Source organism: Massilia sp. W12, from assembly GCF_037300705.1.
Lineage (GTDB): Bacteria > Pseudomonadota > Gammaproteobacteria > Burkholderiales > Burkholderiaceae_D > JACPVY01.
Genome location: NZ_CP147776.1, coordinates 2,630,788 through 2,650,200 on the forward strand (window position 1 = coordinate 2,630,788; position 19,413 = coordinate 2,650,200).

Here is a 19,413-nt window from a genome sequence, read left to right on the forward strand (position 1 = left end):
TCATAACAGAGACATACTCAAGCAATCCGCCGCCGTCATATTCCCCACCAAGGTTTGCGGGCGCATGACCCAGACTTTGGATTGCGGCGCCAGGTTTAAGTCGCCGTGGTCGAGTACGCCGTGCACGGCTTGGCCGGCAAAGGGGAAATCGCTGCGCCATTCGCCACCGCCGGCGCGCAAGCGCTGCAAAAAGCTGGCCGCGTCTTCCCCTTCAGCGCGCTGATACAGGCGCATACCCAGGCCCTCGCGCACGCAGACATGCTGCGCCCGCGCGGCGGCGTGCAGCAAGCCGATTTGCCACATGGTGGGACGCACCCCGAGTGCGAAATAACGCATCATGTCGGGACAGATTTTGGCGATGCTGTCTTTGCTGTTTTCCACATTGTTCATGCTGAATTGGCCTTGCGCATGCACATCCAGCCAATGCATGCGCGCCTCGAAGAAATCAAACACCACCGGCAAAAACACGCCGTTGCCGCCGGACAGGGCGAAGCGGGTTGCCACACTGCGCGGATCAAACAGCTCGCCGTCGGCATCCTGGCGCAACATCACGCCGGCATACGCGCTTTCCAGCGCCTCAAACGGCGGGCCGGCATAATTGTTCACCACCATCACGGCGTAACGCACCCCCAGCGCATAGGCAAGCGGCAAATTCACATCGACAAATTCACTCGCGCCTTGCGGCCAGGGGGCGGAGGTCAAATCGCCCGCGCTGTGCGCGATGCGCCGCCCTTGCAACACGCACACCATGTCATAGTAAGAACAAACGCCCTGGTATTGCCAGTCGCTGTCATAAAACGCGACCGATAAATCCAAATCGGCGCGCTCCTGGCCCTGGTGCTGGCGCCAGTATAAAAACAGGCGCAACACTCCTTGCATCGGCAAGCTCAGGCTGGCGCCGCGCGGCAGCTGCCAGGCGTCGCGCGCGGCGGTGCGCTGATTGAATGGCGTAGCGATCTGCTCCAGGCTGCGGTCGAGCACCATGTGTTGAATCGGAGCTGCGCCGGCCATGCGTTGCAATAAACACGTTTCCAGCATGCTTTGCATGCGCTGCAGGATGGGCAGCGGCAACAGCGCGCGCTGATCGGGGGCGCTGAAGCAGCGCGCCTGGCCGCCTTTGGGCCAATACAGGCGCAAGGCCTGGGTGTGGCTGCGCGCCGGCAGGTGCGCCAGCAAGGTCAACAGCATGGGGGTGGGCAAGGCTGGCAGCAGTTCTTGACATGCCTGCATGATTTGTTCCTGCTGAGGCGGGGCGGCGCTGCGCAGAATGTGGTCAAGGCGGCGGCCAAATTCGCCCGGACGCTGGCGCAACAGATGCAGTAATTGCGCCAGATCGGCTTGCGCACGCGCTTGCTCGACCCGGCTGGCCCAGCTGCGCACCTTGGGCGCGCGTGCGCCCTGCGGACTGCGCCGGCGCACACTGGCGAATCCTTGCGCGGTATTGGGGTAGCGCGCCGCATATTCATGCGGGTGCAAAAATTCGCCCAGCCAAACCCACAGCGAGCGCTGGCGCTGCATGTCTTCCAGCATGGCTTGCGCGGGAAACGATTCCAGCGCGGCGAGTAAGGCGCGGCGCAGGGGGCGGCCCATTTTGGCGACATGAAAACGCTGGATGCGATAAGGCAACACTTTGTTTCTCTGCACATAGCTGCGCAGGTAATCATTGCTGCGCCGTAAAAAACTGCGCCCATGCTCGCCTTCCAGGCCGCGCGGATCGTTGATGCGCCGCCATTGCAGCTGCGGCATCAGGGCCGGATCAGCTCCGCAGTAAGCGGCGATCAGGCGCAGAATGTCTGTCACGCTGACCTGATAAGAGCGCGCCTGCGTCAAGACTTCCTGCGGGGGAAATTTTTTTAAGAGCGCGCCAAACACATGCGCCACATTTTCCCGCACCGGAATCGCCGGCGGCAGGCGGCTGGCCCAGTCCTCGCCCAAAGACTGGCTGAGGATCTGCAAATCTTCCACGTCCAGCGGCGTCATGACTTGCGTGCGCGCGCACAGGCGCAAAAACATGTCTTGCGCTTCATCTTGCAATTCGCCGGGGTAAATCAATTTTAAAATGGGCCGCGCCTGGCCTGGCGGACGCGCTGCCGGCGGCTGGAAAAATGCGCTCTCTGTATCCACCCTGGCGCCGCACACCGGGCAGCCGGCGTATTCGCGCCCGTCATAGCAATGCCCGCACACAACATGGCGGCATGGGCTGAGCACATGGGTGCTGCCGTGGCGGCAACAAAACAGACAGGGTTGATCCGGATCTTGAAAAAAATGGCTTAAAAAGCGCTGCGTCCACATGGCGTCCGGGTTTTCCAGGCCATGGGGAAAATTTTGGAACAGGGGCCGATGGCGCTGCGCGGCGCCGGTGATCCACGCCAGGCGCGCACTGACAAACTCCTGTGTGGCGCGCAAATCCTCTGCACTGAGCCGGGCCAGGCGCGCGCGCAAGGCGGCGTTGGCGACAAAGCCGAGCGCAGCCCATTCCAGATCCAGCGCCTGCAGCCAGGCTGCCGGCTGCGCCTGCTCAGACGCTGGAAACGGCAGACAAAGTATGCTGTGGCGCTCTAACAGCAAGCGGTGGACGGCTGAAAACATGGCAGACTCCTGCGCCAATCGAAAGGCGAAAAAAAAGCGAAGGGAAGCGAACCGACTGAATCATGGAGTAGAAGGAAGCCGGCTCTAAGCCTTCGCGCTTTGATTTTAGCAAACTTTCTCTTTTTGCCGCAGCCGCGCACGGGTGCGCGTGGCGATCTGGCTAGAGGCGGCAAGCGGCGCCAGCGCGCTGTTGCCTGCCATCATTTTCCCGCCTGTCCGTCCGCCCTGACCTGCTCCAGCCAGGCTTGACGCTTGCTTTCCCGGCTTCCTTTGAGCGGGCCGAAGCTGGAGATTTTCACTGGCTTGACGCCGCAAAATTCCAATATCGTGCGCTTCATCTGATGATGCCCCGGTTGCCGGTAAATCAGGCGGAAATACCAGGGCGGGGTGTCCATGGTCACCAGTAAATGCGCGCTGCGGCCTTGCAAGAGCCGATCCCACCAGGGCGAATCTTTGCGATATTTGAAAGCGAAACCGGGCAGGAAGGTGCGGTCGATAAACCCTTTGAGCAAGGCCGGCATGGCGCCCCACCAGATCGGGTAGGCAAACACCAGGTGTTCGGCCCAGAGAATGTCTTGTTGTGCGGCGACTAAGTCCGGCTCCAGGTCTTGCACCTTGGCGTAACCCTGGTGCAAGACCGGGTCAAACTTGAGTTGCGAAATCAAAATCTGCCGCACCTCATGCCCGGCGGCCTTGGCCCCTTCGCTGTAGGCGCGCGCCAGGGCGGCGCAATAACTGTCATCACCCGGATGGCCCAAAATCACTAAGATGCGTTTGCTCATATCGAAAAGATGCTGTTGAAAAAATGACAGGGAGGGCAACAATCATGCACGCTTAGATTGTTGCATGCGGCCTGACATGGCGACAGATCTGCCGATTACAAGAGGGAAATCGCACAACGCTGCATGCTTCTTGCCATCCCGGCCTGGCGCACAGCGCATCCGGCGCAAATGCATGTGCGCCGGATGCCTGCTTATTCAAACATGTTCGCCACCCTCGCATCTTTCAAGACTTCGCGCATGGTCCAGTCGGTGAAATTGGCGAGCAAATACGTTTGTTCCCGATTCATTTCTTGCAAATCAATGAATTTGGCAATTTTCTCGCCCTGGGTCAATTTGCTTTCCAGCGTATCGTGCACGCCGAAGGTGGCGAAGTTGGGAAACGCCGCCAGTGATGCGTCATGCGCTTTGCGGCTCCATGGCTGCTTGTCGCCGCTCAGCCCCCCCAGGCCTTGCGCCATCGCGCTGGCCGTATTCGCTGCCGTGGCATTATTCGCGCCATTGGCGCTCTGCCCCGCATCTGGCGCTTGCGCTACTAAACGGCTGCGGAATTCACCTGTCAATTGCTGCTCCCACTTTTTGCACGATTGCAGCATGACAAAACAAATATTCAGGTCTGTATATTCAGCCACCCCCATGAATCCATTTCTCACCACATCCAAGCATGTCACCGAATACACCGGTTCGCCCTTTTCCAATCGTGCTGACATTTCCCGCAGCACTTTTTGGAAGTCAGCTTTCTTAAATACTTGCGTAAGGTGACCGCTCCATTTATGCGGAAAACCCGCGCTGGACGCTTTGCTGTCATGGAAGCCAAACAGCGCCGGCAAGGCGCCGTCAATTTGCAGGGTATCGACCAAGGCTTCAAAATCCGCCGCTTTCATCTCTTCTTTTTTCTCCAGCGCTGCGCGCCCTTCTTTACTGATTTTAAATGGCGTATCGGTATTAATGAAGATGATGATGTTTCGCACTTTGCGCCGCAGCAATGGGAACAGGCCATAATTATCCAAAAAGCCGCCATCGCCGAAATAAAGATTATCTGAGCCAACGTTTTTATTTTTATCCAGATGCCAGTAATAAAAGCGCGGAAAAATCCCGCTCAACCGTTTTGCCGCTTCCGCCACGCCTTTGCCAGCCAGCAGTTTGCCGTTGATGCCATTCAAAATCGCCAAGGCGCTCAACCCGGCTGACACCAGATTCGCAGCGGACTTGATTAATAAAGCGTGAAAAGCCGGCGCGGCGCCGCTGACCGCCATCATGTCTTGCACGCTCAAGCGATTGAATTGCTGCTTGGTTTTGACTTCAACAAAATTACCCTTGAGCCTGCCAAACGGGTCTTTGGTGTCGAATCCGATATTTTCAATATAGCCGCCGCCAAATTTGAAAAACCCTTCTGTTTCCTTGCCGGAGTACATCGTGTTGATGCCGGAATACAGCGGGGTGAATTCAAAGGGGTAGAAAGGATAGTCTTTCGGGTCTTCCGGTTTGTCTGCCGCCATGGCGACCAGTGCTTCAAATTTCCCCATCAAATTCCAATTAATCGCCACCCCATTCACCAGCAAATACGGGCGTTCATGCTCGACGCAATCAAAATCATTCGCCTGCAAGGTGTCATTGCGCTTGATCACGCTTTGGCGCACATCCTTGCCCCAGGTGGCGTAGCGCTGCGCGCCTTTATGGTAGAGGGTCAGCGGTTTTAAATACGCATCGCCGATCAAATCGCCCCAGCTCTCATCTTTGGATGAATTACCAAAACCCTCGCCTTCAAAAAACACTTTTTGCAGCGCTTTTTTGTTCAGAAATTCCGCCTGCTCCAGCACTTCCATAAAATTACAGGCTTTCCCTTCGGCATATTGTTTTTGTAAATCTTCCCAGTCCAGTTTTTCCGGCGGCGTGTATTTGCCGAAAAAATCATTGTCGCTGATGCTGGCCGGTAAATATGTCCAGGGAATCGCAAACCAGGAGCCGCCGGATATACAGGCGGTGTAGCGCACATGTTTCATCAAGCCGGCTTGGTGCAAGGCGCGCGCCTGGCCGAAGGCGGCGGTGGCGGCGCGGATGCCGCCACCGGAAAAACCGATGCCCAGGTTTTTGCGCGCCTTGACTTGGGCGAAAGCCGCTTCCGGCCAGCCATTCTTTCTGATTTCTTCATCAAACCAGATACGCGCGGTGTTTTTATCAAACTTTTCTTCGACAAAAGAACCCACGGCTTGCGCTGCATCCTGCACCACATTGCCGACCGCCTGCGCCGCGTCTTTGACCGCATTGCCGGCGTTTTGCGCAGTGTTTTTGACGGCATTGCCTGCCGCCTGCGCCGCATCGCCCACCGCCTTGCCTGCATCTTTCACCGCTTCACCGGCGTTTTGCGCCGCCCCCTTGACCGCATTGCCGGCGTTTTGCGCAGTGCCTTTGACGGCATTGCCTGCCGCCTGCGCCGCATCGCCCACCGCCTTGCCGGCATCTTTCACCGCTTCACCGGCGTTTTGCGCCGCCCCCTTGACCGCATTGCCGGCGTTTTGCGCAGTGTCTTTGACGGCATTGCCTGCCGCCTGCGCCGCATCGCCCACCGCCTTGCCTGCATCTTTGACCCCATCCACGACCGAATCCACCAAGCCATCCAAACCTTTTTTCGATTTGCTGTCGCCCATTGTGCGCCCCCGTCTGATGAAAATTTGCAAAGAATACGCCTGCCCCGGACAGGCAAATCATGCCTGCCGCCACAGCAGGGTACATGGATTGAAAGCGCGCGGATCGTTTGACGCAAAACGCGCGGCGCGAATACAACGCGGCATTGGTATCAGGGCAAGTGCGCGCGCGTCTGCAGGCCAAATCCGCCGCATCCGGCTGGATGCGCTGTCAAATCAGGAAAAACCGCCGCCCGTTTTCGCCTGCGCCGCCGGTCAACAAACATATCGCCTCAGCCTGCCATGTCAGCCCGGACGCGCCAAGTTGGCGGGCAGGCATGTTATTGGCGCACAAACAACAGCAATAGCTTTATTTCAAATATAATCAAGCCAATTCTTCGCGTCGTTTATTAACTGCAGGGCAGCCAGTCTTGAACAAGAAATTACATCGCCGCGTTGGCGCCATTGTGGTGCACCCGCTTCACCTGAGCAAGCACATGTTGCATGCAATGTGGAAGCTGCAGCAGCGTGAGCGTTTGCGTTTATCACATGAGATGCATCAAATCAGCGGTTTAATGCCGCTCTTGATGAAACAGCGCAATGGTTATCGCTGGTCTGCGCAAGATATTTTGGAAATCAAGGCGCAGTTGCGCGCTTTGCTGAAGTTATGCCCTTATTTGGCGCTGATTTTGATGCCTGGCGGTTTTTTTATTTTGCCGGGCCTGGCATGGTGGCTCGACCGCCGCCGGCAAAAACGGCTGATGGCGCTGAATCAGGACGCCAAACCATCTGAATAAAGCGCCAATTCAGCCGCAGCGCCATGCATTAAGTCTGAGCAGTCTGCCGGGCGGATTTTGCAGCGTGCTTTTCAAAAAACGCCAGCACTTTGGGTTCAGCCACATTGGTCAGATTGATGCGCAGGCGGGTGCTGGGTAATTGATGCGGCGAAAATAAAGCCCCTGGCGCCAATAAAATTCCCTGATCATGGGCTTTCAGCGCCAATTGATTCGTATCCGCTGCCGCATCCAGCCATAAAAACATGCCGGCGCAAGGGTCTTGTCCGATTGTAAAACCGGCTTTTTCCAAAGCGCGCAGGCTTTTTTGCCGGATCGATTGCAAGCGGTTGCGGATGCGCTCCACATGCTTGCGATACAGCCCTTCCGATAAAATTTTGTACACAATGCGCTCGCCCAATTCTGAGGATGTCAGCGAGGCCAATACTTTGCGGTCTGTCAGCCTTTGTATGTGTTCCTGGGCAGCTGCAATAAACCCGACGCGTAAATTTGCCGCCAGCGTTTTGCCAAAGCTGCCCATATAAATCACTCTTTGCAGCTGATCCAGGCTGGCCAGGCGGGTCGCGCTTTGCACTTGCACGCCTGGGTGCATATCGCAATAAATGTCATCTTCGACTAATAAAAAATCATGTTTTTGCGCAAGTTGCAAAAGGCGGAAGGCTTTCGCCGGACTGAGTGAAAAGGATGTTGGATTGTGCAAAATCGAATTAATCACAAAAAAACGCGGCTGGTGCACTTGCGCCAAATGCTCTAATTGCGCCATGTCCGGGCCATCATGCAGGCGCGGTATGCCTATCACTTTCAAGCCCATCGCGGCAAACGAGCCAAACATTAAAAACCAGGCCGGATCATCGACAAAAACCGTGTCGCCCGGGCGGGCAAATTCGCGCGCGATCAAGTCGAGTCCTTGTGTAATGCCGGCTGTGGTCAGCACTTGCTGCGGCGGACAGGCGATTTCCAATTCGGCCAGCTTGAGTTGAAGCTGCTGCCGCAGCGGTAAATAGCCTTGCGGATGGCCGTAATGAATCAGCGCTTCCAGGCTGGGTTGTTGAAATTTGCGCATCGCCTGCCCTAACAGTCCGGCATCGAGCCAATTGAGGGGCAACAGGCCGGATCCCGGCGCCATACCAGCCGGGCCTTGATGAAACATGGCGCGCACCAGCCACACCACATCCATCTGCGGCGGGGCGGCCGGCAAGGTCAGCTGGCTGACCGATGTTTCGCGCGCCCGCACAAAAAAACCGGCCCCGCGCCTGGATTCCAGATAACCCCGTCCCACCAGCCTGTCATATGCTTGCACCACGGTTGCGCAAGAGACTTGATTTTGCTGGGCGAATTGGCGGATGGAGGGGAGCCGTGCGCCGCTGTGCAAAATTTTATCGTCAATCCGCACCATCAATTGCTGCACGATTTGCTCTGTTAAATTGCGGCCCTGCTTGTGTTGGAGTTCGATTTGCATGGCTGTATTGCCTTGTTGATGGATACAGTATCTTGTTTATCCGGAAAAGTGTACTGCAACTGTATCAGTGCCTGGCATTAGAATCAAGCTTGTCTCAACCCTTTTCATGTTTTCAAAAGCCGTCCGGCGCACGTAATCGCCGCCCGGCTCAAGGAGTAAGCCATGCGCACGCTATATGCCAATGATTCACTGGTGCTGTTATCCGGGCAATGCCTCTCACGCCGCAGCGCATCGCCCTTATGGTTGCGGGCGGAGTGTGGCCGTTTGTGGTTGACCGCCAGCGGTCTGAATGAGGATATCTGGTTGCAACCGGGAGAGAGCGTGATTCTGCCGCCCAATCCGCATCTGGTGGCGCAAACCGACGCCGGCATGGCGCGCCTGGATGCGCTTTCACCGCAAGCCTTGCAATACAGCGGGCAGACACTGTCCATGCTGCGCGCGCTCTTTCCGGATGGCAAAACATTGCGCACTAAAGCATGGCTTTTTCCATATATCTTGAGGCGGGATGCAAGTTACAATACTGGCCACGTTACAAGCGCGGCGAATGGCGCCGCATGATTGTTGCGCCGGCCTTCGATGACCTATTTTCATATTGAGGAACAAATGTCCTGTTACGAAAAACTGCAAGCTCTGGGAATTTCTCTTCCTGCCGTGGCGACGCCTGCGGCGGCCTATGTGATGTATGCGCAGACCGGCAATACCGTGTTTTTGTCCGGCCACATTGCGAAAAAAGATGGCCAGGTTTGGGTCGGGCAGCTCGGGCGCGATATGCAGACTGAAGAAGGCAAGCAGGCTGCGCGCGCGGTGGCGATTGATTTGCTGGCGACCTTGCAAGCTGCTTGCGGCGGTGATTTGACGCGCGTTGCGCGCATCGTCAAGCTCACCAGCCTGGTGAATTCCACCAGTGAATTCACGGAACATCATCTGGTGACCAATGGCGCCTCGGAACTGTTGGCGGAAGTCTTTGGCGAAGCCGGCAAGCATGCCCGCGCGGCGTTCGGCGTGGCGCAATTGCCGCTGGGTTCTTGCGTTGAAATTGAAATGATCGTTGAAATCCGTTGATAGGTTACACTTGCAAAAGCGGAATTTTCCTGTAAAAAATCCGCTTTTGCACTGCAGACGCTACCAGCCGTCAGCCGTGCCGCAGCCATAAGCTGCTCACTTGATTGCGCTTTTTGCATTGTGCATAAAGGCACGGATGGCTGACAGGCAGACATCCATAACAGACAGACCCGGGATCCGTATGAGAATTGAAAACCAAAACCCTATCGATTGGCGCTTTTCCGAACGTGCAGCACAACTGCAAAGCTCGTTTATCCGCGAAATTCTGAAAGTCACGCAGCGCCCTGAAATCACCTCGTTTGCCGGCGGCCTGCCCTCGCCTGCCACCTTCCCGGTGGAAGTGATGCGCGCGGCGTTTGACAAAGTGCTGTCAGAACAAGGCAAAGTCTCCCTGCAATATGGCCCCACCGACGGCTACCCGCTGTTGCGTGAATGGATTGCCAATTCGCTCTCCACGCCTGACAGCAAAATCCTGCCGGAACAAGTTTTAATGACCTCCGGCTCGCAACAAGCCTTGGATTTGCTGGGCAAGGTGCTGATTGACGAAGGCAGCAAGGTTTTGGTGGAAACGCCAAGCTATCTGGGCGCCCTGCAAGCTTTCTCAGTGTATCGTCCGAATTTTGTGTCGGTGGCGACCGATGAACACGGTTTGGCCCCGCAATCGCTGCCGGCGATTGCTGACGGCGCCCGCCTGCTGTATGCGCTGCCGAATTTCCAAAACCCGACTGGCCGCAGCTTGTCGCTGGCGCGGCGTCAGGAATTGGTTGAAACTTGCGCCCGCCTTGGTTTGCCCTTGATTGAAGATGATCCCTACGGCGCTTTGAATTATCGTGGCGAACCGGCCCCGAAGCTGCTGAATATGAATCCGGATGGCGTGATTTATATGGGGTCTTTCTCCAAGGTGCTCACGCCCGGCATCCGTCTGGGTTATGTGGTGGCCCCGCTGCCGCTGGCGCGCCGTCTGGAGCTGGCCAAGCAAGCCACCGATTTGCACACCGCGCAATTGACGCAGATGGTGGTGTACGAAGTGGTCAAGGATGGCTTCCTGTCGCAGCATATTCCGACCATCCGCAAGCTGTATGGCGACCAATGTCAGGTCATGCTCAATTCCATCGAGCAGTATTTCCCTGAAGGCGTGCAATGGACCAGGCCGGAAGGCGGCATGTTCATCTGGGTCACGCTGCCGGAACAGATCGACGCCATGAAATTGCTCGACCGCGCGCTGGAAAACAATATCGCCTTTGTGCCGGGTGCGCCGTTCTATGCCAATGAACCGGCGAAAAACACTTTCCGCTTGAGCTTTGTGACGGTGCCGCCGGAAAAAATCCGCGCCGGTATCGAAGTGCTGGGTCGCCTGATCAAGGAAATGATGGCGGCATAAGCGAGCAGCAAAAAAAAGCATGCTTATCAAACCGGGCCAGATGGCCCGGTTTTTGTTGCTGGCTGACAGCAAAAAGATATTTTTAAATCTATTCCTTTGTATTCAAGCAATGCCATGGTTCACAATCAGGATTGCGCCCTGCCCTCCCCAATCTAAGGACTGAAGTATGAACAAATCCGGCATGCGTCTGCTTTGTCTGCTTGCGACCATTCCCATCAGCGCCGCATATGCGCAACATGATGAAGAAGATGATTTGGAAAAAGTCTATGGTAACAAAGCCTTGGTCAGCATTGCGACAGGCAGCAAGCAGCAATTAGCGCTGGCGCCGGCAATCACGAGTGTGCTGACCTCGCGCGATTTTCAAGCCATGGGGTTGACCGATCTGGATCAGGCCTTGGCGGCAATTCCCGGTTTGCATGTTTCCCGTTCTTCTATTCTGGATGAACCGCTGTTTACGATGCGCGGCATTTCCCATGCTTTAGCGCCGCACGTCTTGTTGCTGCAAGATGGCTTGCCCTTGTCAATGTCATTTACCGGCTCCAAAAACACCACCTGGGTCGATTACCCGCTTAACAATGTGGCGCGGATTGAAGTCATTCGCGGCCCCGGTTCTGCTTTATACGGGGCGGACGCGTTTTCCGGCGTGGTGAATATCATCACCAAAAAAGGGGCGGATAAAAAAGGGTTTGAAGCCGGTTTGCGGCACAGCAATGATAAGCGGAAAAGCATTTGGCTAAACGCCGGCGCCATATGGGGCGACTGGGCGACAGCCGGCTATCTGCGCATAGGTGAGAACGGCCGCCGCGAGCGCTTGATTGATGTCGATGGGCAATTGTTGCGCGATCGGCAAAGCGGCAGCAACGCCAGCCTGGCGCCGGGCTTTGTCAACGATAACAGCCGTGCGCTGGATATCAATCTGAGTGCGCAAAACCAGGCCTGGACGCTGTTGTTTGATTTTCGCCAGCGGCGCGATATTGGAACCGGGGCCGGCGTCGGCCCCGCGCTCGACCCTGTGGGGCGCATCACGGGTGAAATGCTGCGCGCCTCAGCGCGCTGGAAGGCGGTGCTTGACAGCAATGCCCACTGGGAGCTGGAATGGCAGGCGGCCTTCAGCAAAAACAAGCAAATCATCAACCGCGATCTGGTGTTATACCCGCCCGGCGCGCGTTTTCCAACCGGCGTTTTTCCAAACGGGATGACGGGGCATCCTGATGTGTTTGAAAGACATGCGCTGCTCAGCGCCCACCTGCAGTATTCCGGCTGGGAAAATCACAGATTGCGCTTAGCCAGCGGTTTTGAAGACCATCATTTATATGAGACGCGCACAATTAAAAACTATGAATTCAATGCGCTCGGGATCCCGGTTCCGGTTGGCCAAGCCCGCGATTACAGCCTCAAACAACCCTTTTTGATGCCGCAGCGCCGCCGCTTGCACTATGTGTATGCGCAGGATGAATGGAATTTGCATCAGGGCTGGAATTTAACCTCTGGCATCCGGCATGACGCCTATTCAGATTTTGGCGCCAGCACCAATTTGCGCATGGCGCTGGTGTGGGCTGCGCGGCGCGATATGACCTTCAAATTTTTGTATGGCACGGCTTTTCGCGCCCCCTCGTTTAACGAGGCGTATTCCATCAATAATCCGGTGAATCGGGGCAATCCGGCCTTGCGCCCGGAACGCATCAGCACGCTGGAAGGCGGTTTTAACTGGCAAGCCACTGATTTATTGCAAACCACGGTGAATCTGTATGCCTATCGGATGAAAGATATGATTTTGTCGCAAGCCAATCCGGCGCCCGGGATAGGCAGCACGTTTCAAAACGCCGGACGCGCCCATGGCAAGGGGCTGGAGATGGAAGCGGTGTGGGATAACAAGCGCGACTGGCGTTTGAGCGCACATTATTCCTATCAGCGTGCGATTGATGATGTGAATCAACGTCCGATCCCCTATTTACCCCAACACCGTCTGTATCTGCGCACCGAGTGGCAAGGCTGGAACCAATGGCGTCTGGGGGCGCAGGCCAATGGCGTTTTCAAACGCGCGCGCGCAGCGCAAGACAACCGGCCCGCCATCGCCAACTACCATACGCTTGATTTATCGCTGCGCCGCAAGTTTGCGCATGGCAGCTGGGATCTTGCTTTGCTGTTGACCAATCTTGGCAATGCCGACGCGCGCGACCCTTCCAGCGCTCCTGGCGTGCTGCCAAATGACTATCCCCTGGCCGGGCGCGCTTTTGCGCTTGAAATATCGCACCACTTTTAAGTTTGTAACAGACAGCATGCCAGACTTCGTTTTCCTTTGCCTTCAGTTAAGATTGCCGCATGGCAATCCTTATCTGTATGCACAAGGGGTGTGTGATGATTGGTGAATTGGTCAGCATGAAACAGTGGACGCGGCGCGGCAGGAGCTGCGCATCGCGTGCGCTGCATGCTGCGCTGCTGCTGTGTCTGATGTTTTTTTGCTGTCAGGCCCTGGCGCAAAAAGCCATGCAAAACCACGGCATTGTGATTCTCTATCCGGATATTGCCGATCCCTACCGCAGCGTATTCGTGCGCATTATCGATGGCATTGAAGAAAAATTGCAAAGCAAGGCGCCGCAAATGGCAGTCAGCAGCAATGCCAATCCAGCCGATGTGAATGAATTTTTGCAAAAGCAAAACGCTAAACTGGTGATCGCACTGGGCCGGCAAGGCTTGCGCCAGGCGCGTCAGTTGAATAAAGACTATGCCGTGCTGGTAGGCGGTGTGCTGGTTGGAAATGAGGCGGAAGTCAAAAATCTGACGGTGCACTCCCTGGCCCCAGACCCGGCGCTATTATTTTTGCGCTTAAAAAGCCTGTCGCCAAACGCCAAGCGCATCACGGTGATTTACGATCCAAAACAGAATGACTGGCTGATCAAGCTGGCGCGCACCGCAGCCCGCGCCCAGGGCATGGAATTGCATGCGGTGGAAGCGGCGGATTTGAAAAGCGCGGTCTCGCGCTATCAAGAGTTTTTCAGTACCGCCGAATCCGGCCGCGATGCGCTCTGGCTGCCACACGACAACACCACCGTGCAGGAATCGGCGATTTTGCCGCTGGTCTTGCGCAGCGCCTGGGATAAGAGTCTGGCAGTGTTTTCCAGCACGCTCTCGCATGTCGAAAAAGGCATTTTATTTTCACTCTACCCGGATAATCAGGAAATCGGCCGCTCGCTTGCCTTAGCTGCGCGCAACCGTTTGAGCAATCCCGGCAAGGATCAGATTCTACCAACCCGCGAAGTGCTGTCCGCGCTCAACACCAGCACCGCCAGCCATCTTGGCATCAGCATCACGAACCGCAGACAGCAGTTCGATATGCTTTTCCCAGAACAATGAGGCATATCATGGGTCTGTTTTCGCAACTGATACGACGCACCAGATTCCGCCAGCAGTTAATGCTGTCGGTGATGCTGGCGGTAGTGTTTGCGGCCCTGTTGTCTTCGGTTGCGGCGTCGATTGAAGCCAGCAGCCAGATTCGCCAGACGTTGCTGCAGCAAGGCATGCGGATCGGTGAAAGTCTGGCCCAGCAAAGCCAATTGGCGCTGCTCTACAATTCCGGGGCTAACGCCAATCTGGCGGTGCAATCCGTGCTTGAATTTCCGGATGTGGAAGGGGTGGCGATTCATCACCCTGATGGCCGGATTTTGCTGGCGCGCGACAAGCTTGGCGATGTGCCCAAAAATGACCCCAAACCACCCGCCTTGCAGGGTTTGAAAGGCATCCTGGAGAAAGAAGATGCGGTGCGCTGGACATTTGTCACGCCGGTGGTCGCCTTTTCTGATGCGCAAGACCCGTTTTCCACCGGCGAAGCTTTTCAGCAGGAGTTGGGGTATGTCCGCATCACGCTCAGCAAGGCCAGTTTGGGCAAGACGCGGCTGGAAATTTTCCTGGTCAATTTCACTGTTGCGCTCTTAATCGCCCTGATGCTGATGCTCTTGATTCATTTGCTGACGCGCCAGCTGACCCAGCCATTGAAACAGCTGTCACAAGCCATGGCGGACGCTGAACATGGCATGGACGGAGTGCGCGCGCTTGCCGACGGCCCGCGCGATATTCAGGAAATGGCGCGCGCCTTCAATCATATGATGAGTGTCTTATCAGAGCGGCAACAGGCTTTATCGCAAAGTGAACAGCGGCTGCAGGCGATTTTGGACAATAGTGCAGCCTTGATCCATGTGCGCGATATGGAAGGCCGTTATTTGCTGGTCAACCGTCAGTTTGAGCAAACCCTGGGGTTGGAGCGCGGCCATGTGCTGGGGCAAACCGTGTATGAGATCCACCCGCCGAAGGTGGCAGAAGCAATCGCTTCGAATGACCGCAAAGTGTTTGAATCCAGACAAGCCGAACAATTTGATGAGCGCATCACCTTGCTGGATGGCGAGCATGTTTATCTGGTGACCAAATTCCCGCTGTATGACCGCTATGGCGGGGTGTATGCGCTGTGCGCAATTTCCACCGACATCACCGCGCGCCATCAAGCCGAAGATCAGATCCGTCAGTTAAATCAAGAGTTGGAAGCGCGGGTGCAAAGGCGCACCCATGAGCTGGAAAGCGCGAAACAGGCGGCGGAAATGGCAAGCGACGCCAAATCGGCCTTTCTGGCCAATATGTCCCATGAGATCCGCACCCCGCTCAACGCGGTGTTAGGCTATGCGCAATTGCTGTTGCGCGATCCGCGCCTGCCGCCGGAGTTGCGCAATATCACCGAGCCTATCGAAAAATCGGGCTTGCATTTGCTGCAATTGATCAATGACATTCTGGACTTATCCAAGATTGAAGCGGGCCGCATGCAGCTCGACATCCAGGATTTTGATCTCTGTCAATTGCTTGATGAGTTGCAAACCATGTTCGCGGTGCGCTGCGAACAAAAAAACATCGCCTGGAAAATGCATGTCAAGCTGCCGCGCCCGTTCCTGGTGCGCGGCGATTGCGGCAAATTGCGCCAGATTTTGCTCAATCTGCTGGGCAATGCGCTGAAATTCACAGACAGCGGGCAAATCAGCCTGCATGCGCAGTTATTGGGCGAAACCATCCGTCTGGAAGTGGCCGACAGCGGGCCGGGGATTGCGCCGGAGCAGCAGGAAATGATTTTCGCCCCCTTCCAGCAAACCGAGGCCGGCAGTAAAAAAGGCGGCACCGGCCTGGGGCTGGCGATTTGCGCGCGGCAATTGGCGATGATGGGCAGCGCTTTGCAATTGGAATCGCATGAAGGCGGCGGCGCGCGTTTTTACTTCACCCTGCAATTGCCGCGCGGGCAACAACACCAGGCGGCGGCGGCGCAGGAAGCCATCAGCGGAATCTGGGCGCGCGGCTTGCGCGCGCTGGTGGTTGACGATATTGAAGAAAACCGCGATGTGCTTTCACGCGTCTTGCAAAGCATGGGGTTTTCAGTGCGCGAAGCCTGCGATGGCCGCCAGGCTGTAGAGGCCTTGAGCGCATTTGAAGCCGATCTGGTCATGCTCGACATCCGTATGCCGGTGATGGATGGGGTCGAAGCGCTGCGCGAAATTCATCAGCGATACGCCAAGCCGCCATTGTGCATCGCCATCACCGCCTCCGCCATGCTGCATGAAAAGCAGAGTTATCTGGCAGCCGGCTTTGACGATTTTATCGGCAAGCCCTTTGTGTTTGACGATATCCAAGCCTGTTTGCAAACGCATCTGGGGCCGCGTTTGTCGGATTTGCAGCAAACCAGCGCGCATACTGATGAAACACCGGCGGCGCCTTTGCCAAGCCTGCCTTCGGCCTTGCGGCAACGGCTGTTTCATGCGATTCAGGCCGGCTGGTTGAATGAGCTGGAAACCGCCTTGCAGGAAATGGCGGCATTGGGGCAGGCCGAAAAAACGCTGGCCCAGCGTCTGCACCAGCATTTGGAGCAATATGATCTGGCGGCCATGCAAGCGGAATTGGAAGGAGTGCGCGATGCCATTTGAAAGCAAACCGGCGAAAGTGTTGATTGTGGATGACACGCCGGCCAATATCAGTCTGCTGCGCAATATTCTGATGCCGCAGGGCTATCAGATTTTTGTCGCCACCAGCGGTGAAATGGCCTTGCGCAGCGCGCTGCAAAACCGCCCTGCCCTGGTTTTACTGGATGTGATGATGCCCGGCATGGATGGCTTCGCCACCTGTCGCGCCTTTAAGCAACAAGCCGAATTGGCGCACATCCCGATTATTTTCGTGACCGCCAAAACCGAGACCGAAGACGTGGTGGCGGCGTTTAACGCCGGCGCAGTGGACTATATCAGCAAGCCCTTGCGGATTGAGGAAGTATGTGCGCGCGTCTCCACCCATATCCGCTTGCAAGAGGTGGCGAATGAGCAGGCGGCGCAAGCCGAATTGATGCGCGCGATTGTGAATAATATGGCGGAAGGCATGTTGCTCTTGCAAGCCGATGGCGTGATCCGCATGGCCAATCCGGCCAGCCACCATATGCTGGGATATTCTGAAGAACAATTACAGGGGCGGCATATTTTCGATTTGTTTGAATTAAGCCAATGCCATCAAATCCTGGCCAGCATGAATCCGCCGCCCACCTCGCGCCAGAGCTTCAGCCTGAGCGGTTTTGGCACGCGCGAAGTGAATGCGCGCAGTAAATACGGACAAACGCTGGCGCTGGACTTGACCTTAAGCCCGATGTTTATTCAGGAAGCGCTGTTTATTGCGCTCTTGCACGATATCAGTCAGCACAAAGAATCCGAACAGGCCCTGCGCCAGCTGGCGCATATGGATCGCCTGACAAATATCGCCAACCGGCGCCATTTTGACCAGTATCTGCAGAAAGAATGGCAGCGCGCCCGGCGCAACCGGCAGCCGCTCTCCCTGCTGGTGCTGGATGTGGATCATTTCAAACAATATAACGACAGCCTGGGGCACTTAGCCGGCGACAGCTGTCTGCAGCAAGTGGCGCAGGCGCTGCAGGCTTTGGCCAAACGTCCGGGCGACTTGCTGGCCCGTTTCGGCGGTGAGGAATTTGTTTTGCTGTATGCGGAAGCGGATCAGGCCTGCGCGATGAATCTGGCGGAACAGGCGCGCCAAGCCGTATTGCAATTACAGTTACAGCACCCGGCAAGCAATACGCCATTGAGCGTGAGCATAGGCTGCTGCACTTTTTATCCGGATGAGACGCGCGAACCGGAATCGCTGTTCGCCAGCGCCGACCAGGCCCTGTATCAGGCCAAGCATGACGGGCGCAACTGTGTGCGTTGCGCCGCTGACAGCCAGACCGCGCCTTCGTCTGCTTAAATCAATTTCTTCAACACTTTGGAGAGCATGGCAAAGCGCGGGCCATACGGCGGGCGTAAAAGGAACATGCCATTTAACCAGGGTTGCTGGAACACCGGCTTTTGCTTGGAGAAGGTCAGGAAACCATATTCCCCATGATAAGCCCCCATGCCGGAGGGGCCGACCCCGCCGGTGGGCACATCTTCCTGCCCGAAATGCCAGATGCAATCATTCACCGTCACGCCGCCGGCAATGGTGTTGCTCAATACATGGTCGCGCGCGCGCATATCGCTGCCCATGAAATACAAGGCCAGCGGGCGCTCATGGCGGTTGATATAGTCCAGCGCCTGTTCCAGCTTGTCGTAGGTCAGCACAGGCAACAGCGGGCCGAAGATTTCTTCCTGCAAAATGCGCATCTCATCGGTAGCGCCTAACACCAGGGTCGGGGCCAGCATGCGCGCTGCCGGATCCAGGGTTTCATGTTCCGGGTTGATTTCAATCACTTGCGCGCCGTGCGCATGGGCATCATCGAGCAGACTGCGCAAGCGCTGGTAATGGCGCTCAGAAATAATGCTGGTGTAATCCGGATTATTGGCGATGCGTGGAAACATACGCACCGTGGCGCGTTTGAAGGCGTCGATAAATTCCTGCAATTTGTCTTTCGGCACAAACACATAGTCCGGCGCGACACAAGTCTGGCCGGCATTGAACAGCTTGCCGTGCGCCACCCGCGCCGCCGTCTCTTCAATTTCAGCCGAGCTGTGCACCAGCACCGGCGATTTGCCGCCCAATTCCAGCGTGACCGGGGTCAGATTGCGCGCCGCCGCCTGCGCCACCAGACGCCCGACCTGGGTAGAACCGGTGAACAATAAATGATCAAAGGGCAGCTCGGAAAATGCGCGGCCAACTTCGGCATCGCCAGTGACTACCGCCATTTCATCGCTGCGGAAAAACTCAGCCACCATTTTTTGCAGCAAGGCGGCAAAACGCGGCGTCAATTCAGAAGGTTTGATCAAGACCCGGTTGCCGGCGGCCAGCGCGCCGACTGCCGGCGCCAGGGCCAATTGATAGGGATAATTCCAGGGGGCGATCACGCCGACCACGCCTAAGGGTTGGCGCATGATGCGGTTGGAGCCGGGTTGAAAATACAGTGCGGTAGGGGCGCGTCTGGTGCGCATCCAGCTGCTCAAATGTTTTATCGCGTGGCGCGCCGCTGCTTCCACCAGCATGGTGTCGGCCAGCATGGTGAGTTGCGGCGCGCGGTTGCCAAAATCTGCGGAAATGGTCTGCGCCAATTCATCTGCATATTTGCGCGTCATCAATTCCACCCGGCGCAAGCGGTCTTTGCGCACTGCCTTGGATGGGATCATCTCGGCTTGAAAAGCCTGTTGCTGCGCCGCGAACAGGTTTTTCAATTCCTGCAAAGGGGCTTGGGCTGTGGTGGGAAATTTGAGCACGCTGTCCATTTGTCTGTCCTTATTTC

General features: G+C 56.5%; 13 protein-coding genes. 8 read left to right on the forward strand and 5 right to left on the reverse strand.

Going from position 1 to position 19,413, the window contains the following annotated elements; genetic code table 11:
• The 3 genes from V8J88_RS10655 to V8J88_RS10665 all read right to left on the reverse strand — a co-directional run bounded on the left by V8J88_RS10655 (position 1) and on the right by V8J88_RS10665 (position 6,016).
• Positions 1 to 2,589 (reverse strand): MXAN_6230/SCO0854 family RING domain-containing protein, encoded by a 2,589-nt coding sequence (locus V8J88_RS10655; protein ID WP_338849479.1) that lies wholly within the window; start codon positions 2,587 to 2,589, stop codon positions 1 to 3.
• 200 nt (positions 2,590 to 2,789) lie between these two features.
• Positions 2,790 to 3,371, reverse strand: coding sequence for an NAD(P)H-dependent oxidoreductase (locus V8J88_RS10660; RefSeq protein WP_338849480.1), 582 nt, complete (start codon positions 3,369 to 3,371; stop codon positions 2,790 to 2,792).
• Between the two features lie 191 nt (positions 3,372 to 3,562).
• Positions 3,563 to 6,016 carry a hypothetical protein gene (locus V8J88_RS10665; RefSeq protein ID WP_338849482.1) on the reverse strand — a complete coding sequence of 818 codons (2,454 nt, stop codon included), beginning with the start codon at positions 6,014 to 6,016 and terminating at the stop codon, positions 3,563 to 3,565.
• Between the two features lie 473 nt (positions 6,017 to 6,489).
• Here V8J88_RS10665 and V8J88_RS10670 point away from each other — a divergent pair, with 473 nt between their 5' ends.
• Positions 6,490 to 6,789: a hypothetical protein gene (locus V8J88_RS10670; protein ID WP_338849483.1), complete on the forward strand. Its 300-nt coding sequence runs from the start codon at positions 6,490 to 6,492 to the stop codon at positions 6,787 to 6,789.
• Between the two features lie 28 nt (positions 6,790 to 6,817).
• On the opposite strand, the gene V8J88_RS10675 is transcribed toward V8J88_RS10670, so the two are convergent.
• Positions 6,818 to 8,245: a PLP-dependent aminotransferase family protein gene (locus V8J88_RS10675; RefSeq protein WP_338849485.1), complete on the reverse strand. Its 1,428-nt coding sequence runs from the start codon at positions 8,243 to 8,245 to the stop codon at positions 6,818 to 6,820.
• Between the two features lie 162 nt (positions 8,246 to 8,407).
• Between V8J88_RS10675 and V8J88_RS10680 the strand changes: the two genes are divergently transcribed.
• The 7 genes from V8J88_RS10680 (at position 8,408) to V8J88_RS10710 (ending at position 17,951) form a co-directional block, all read left to right on the forward strand.
• Positions 8,408 to 8,803 (forward strand): DUF2917 domain-containing protein, encoded by a 396-nt coding sequence (locus tag V8J88_RS10680; protein ID WP_338849487.1) that lies wholly within the window; start codon positions 8,408 to 8,410, stop codon positions 8,801 to 8,803.
• A 45-nt stretch (positions 8,804 to 8,848) separates the two neighbouring features.
• Entirely contained in the window at positions 8,849 to 9,307 is a 459-nt protein-coding gene (locus tag V8J88_RS10685; RefSeq protein ID WP_338849488.1) for a RidA family protein, read from the forward strand.
• A gap of 181 nt (positions 9,308 to 9,488) precedes the next feature.
• Positions 9,489 to 10,688 (forward strand): PLP-dependent aminotransferase family protein, encoded by a 1,200-nt coding sequence (locus V8J88_RS10690; protein WP_338849490.1) that lies wholly within the window; start codon positions 9,489 to 9,491, stop codon positions 10,686 to 10,688.
• 166 nt (positions 10,689 to 10,854) lie between these two features.
• On the forward strand, positions 10,855 to 12,951 hold the full coding sequence (locus V8J88_RS10695; protein WP_338849491.1) for a TonB-dependent receptor: 2,097 nt from the start codon (positions 10,855 to 10,857) through the stop codon (positions 12,949 to 12,951).
• 95 nt (positions 12,952 to 13,046) lie between these two features.
• Positions 13,047 to 14,042, forward strand: a complete 996-nt coding sequence (locus V8J88_RS10700; RefSeq protein WP_338849492.1) for an ABC transporter substrate binding protein — start codon at positions 13,047 to 13,049, stop codon at positions 14,040 to 14,042.
• Positions 14,043 to 14,050: 8 nt separating this feature from the next.
• Positions 14,051 to 16,639, forward strand: a complete 2,589-nt coding sequence (locus tag V8J88_RS10705; protein ID WP_338849493.1) for an ATP-binding protein — start codon at positions 14,051 to 14,053, stop codon at positions 16,637 to 16,639.
• Positions 16,629 to 17,951: a diguanylate cyclase gene (locus tag V8J88_RS10710; protein WP_338849495.1), complete on the forward strand. Its 1,323-nt coding sequence runs from the start codon at positions 16,629 to 16,631 to the stop codon at positions 17,949 to 17,951. Before V8J88_RS10705 ends, V8J88_RS10710 begins: the two co-directional genes overlap by 11 nt.
• Here V8J88_RS10710 and V8J88_RS10715 read toward each other — a convergent pair.
• Entirely contained in the window at positions 17,948 to 19,396 is a 1,449-nt protein-coding gene (locus V8J88_RS10715) for a coniferyl aldehyde dehydrogenase (RefSeq protein ID WP_338849497.1), read from the reverse strand. The two genes, V8J88_RS10710 and V8J88_RS10715, sit on opposite strands and share 4 nt — an antisense overlap.
• Positions 19,397 to 19,413: the final 17 nt, after the last annotated feature.

Excerpts from the sequence above, each read along its gene's own strand:
- V8J88_RS10660 (WP_338849480.1), bottom strand. The coding sequence starts at position 3,371 with ATGAGCAAACGCATCTTAGTGATTTTGGGCCATCCGGGTGATGACAGT.
- V8J88_RS10705 (WP_338849493.1), top strand. The coding sequence starts at position 14,051 with ATGGGTCTGTTTTCGCAACTGATACGACGCACCAGATTCCGCCAGCAG.
- V8J88_RS10655 (WP_338849479.1), bottom strand. The coding sequence starts at position 2,589 with ATGTTTTCAGCCGTCCACCGCTTGCTGTTAGAGCGCCACAGCATACTT.
- V8J88_RS10675 (WP_338849485.1), bottom strand. The coding sequence starts at position 8,245 with ATGCAAATCGAACTCCAACACAAGCAGGGCCGCAATTTAACAGAGCAA.
- V8J88_RS10710 (WP_338849495.1), top strand. The coding sequence starts at position 16,629 with ATGCCATTTGAAAGCAAACCGGCGAAAGTGTTGATTGTGGATGACACG.
- V8J88_RS10690 (WP_338849490.1), top strand. The coding sequence starts at position 9,489 with ATGAGAATTGAAAACCAAAACCCTATCGATTGGCGCTTTTCCGAACGT.
- V8J88_RS10665 (WP_338849482.1), bottom strand. The coding sequence starts at position 6,016 with ATGGGCGACAGCAAATCGAAAAAAGGTTTGGATGGCTTGGTGGATTCG.
- V8J88_RS10670 (WP_338849483.1), top strand. The coding sequence starts at position 6,490 with ATGTTGCATGCAATGTGGAAGCTGCAGCAGCGTGAGCGTTTGCGTTTA.
- V8J88_RS10695 (WP_338849491.1), top strand. The coding sequence starts at position 10,855 with ATGAACAAATCCGGCATGCGTCTGCTTTGTCTGCTTGCGACCATTCCC.
- V8J88_RS10715 (WP_338849497.1), bottom strand. The coding sequence starts at position 19,396 with ATGGACAGCGTGCTCAAATTTCCCACCACAGCCCAAGCCCCTTTGCAG.
- V8J88_RS10700 (WP_338849492.1), top strand. The coding sequence starts at position 13,047 with ATGATTGGTGAATTGGTCAGCATGAAACAGTGGACGCGGCGCGGCAGG.
- V8J88_RS10680 (WP_338849487.1), top strand. The coding sequence starts at position 8,408 with ATGCGCACGCTATATGCCAATGATTCACTGGTGCTGTTATCCGGGCAA.
- V8J88_RS10685 (WP_338849488.1), top strand. The coding sequence starts at position 8,849 with ATGTCCTGTTACGAAAAACTGCAAGCTCTGGGAATTTCTCTTCCTGCC.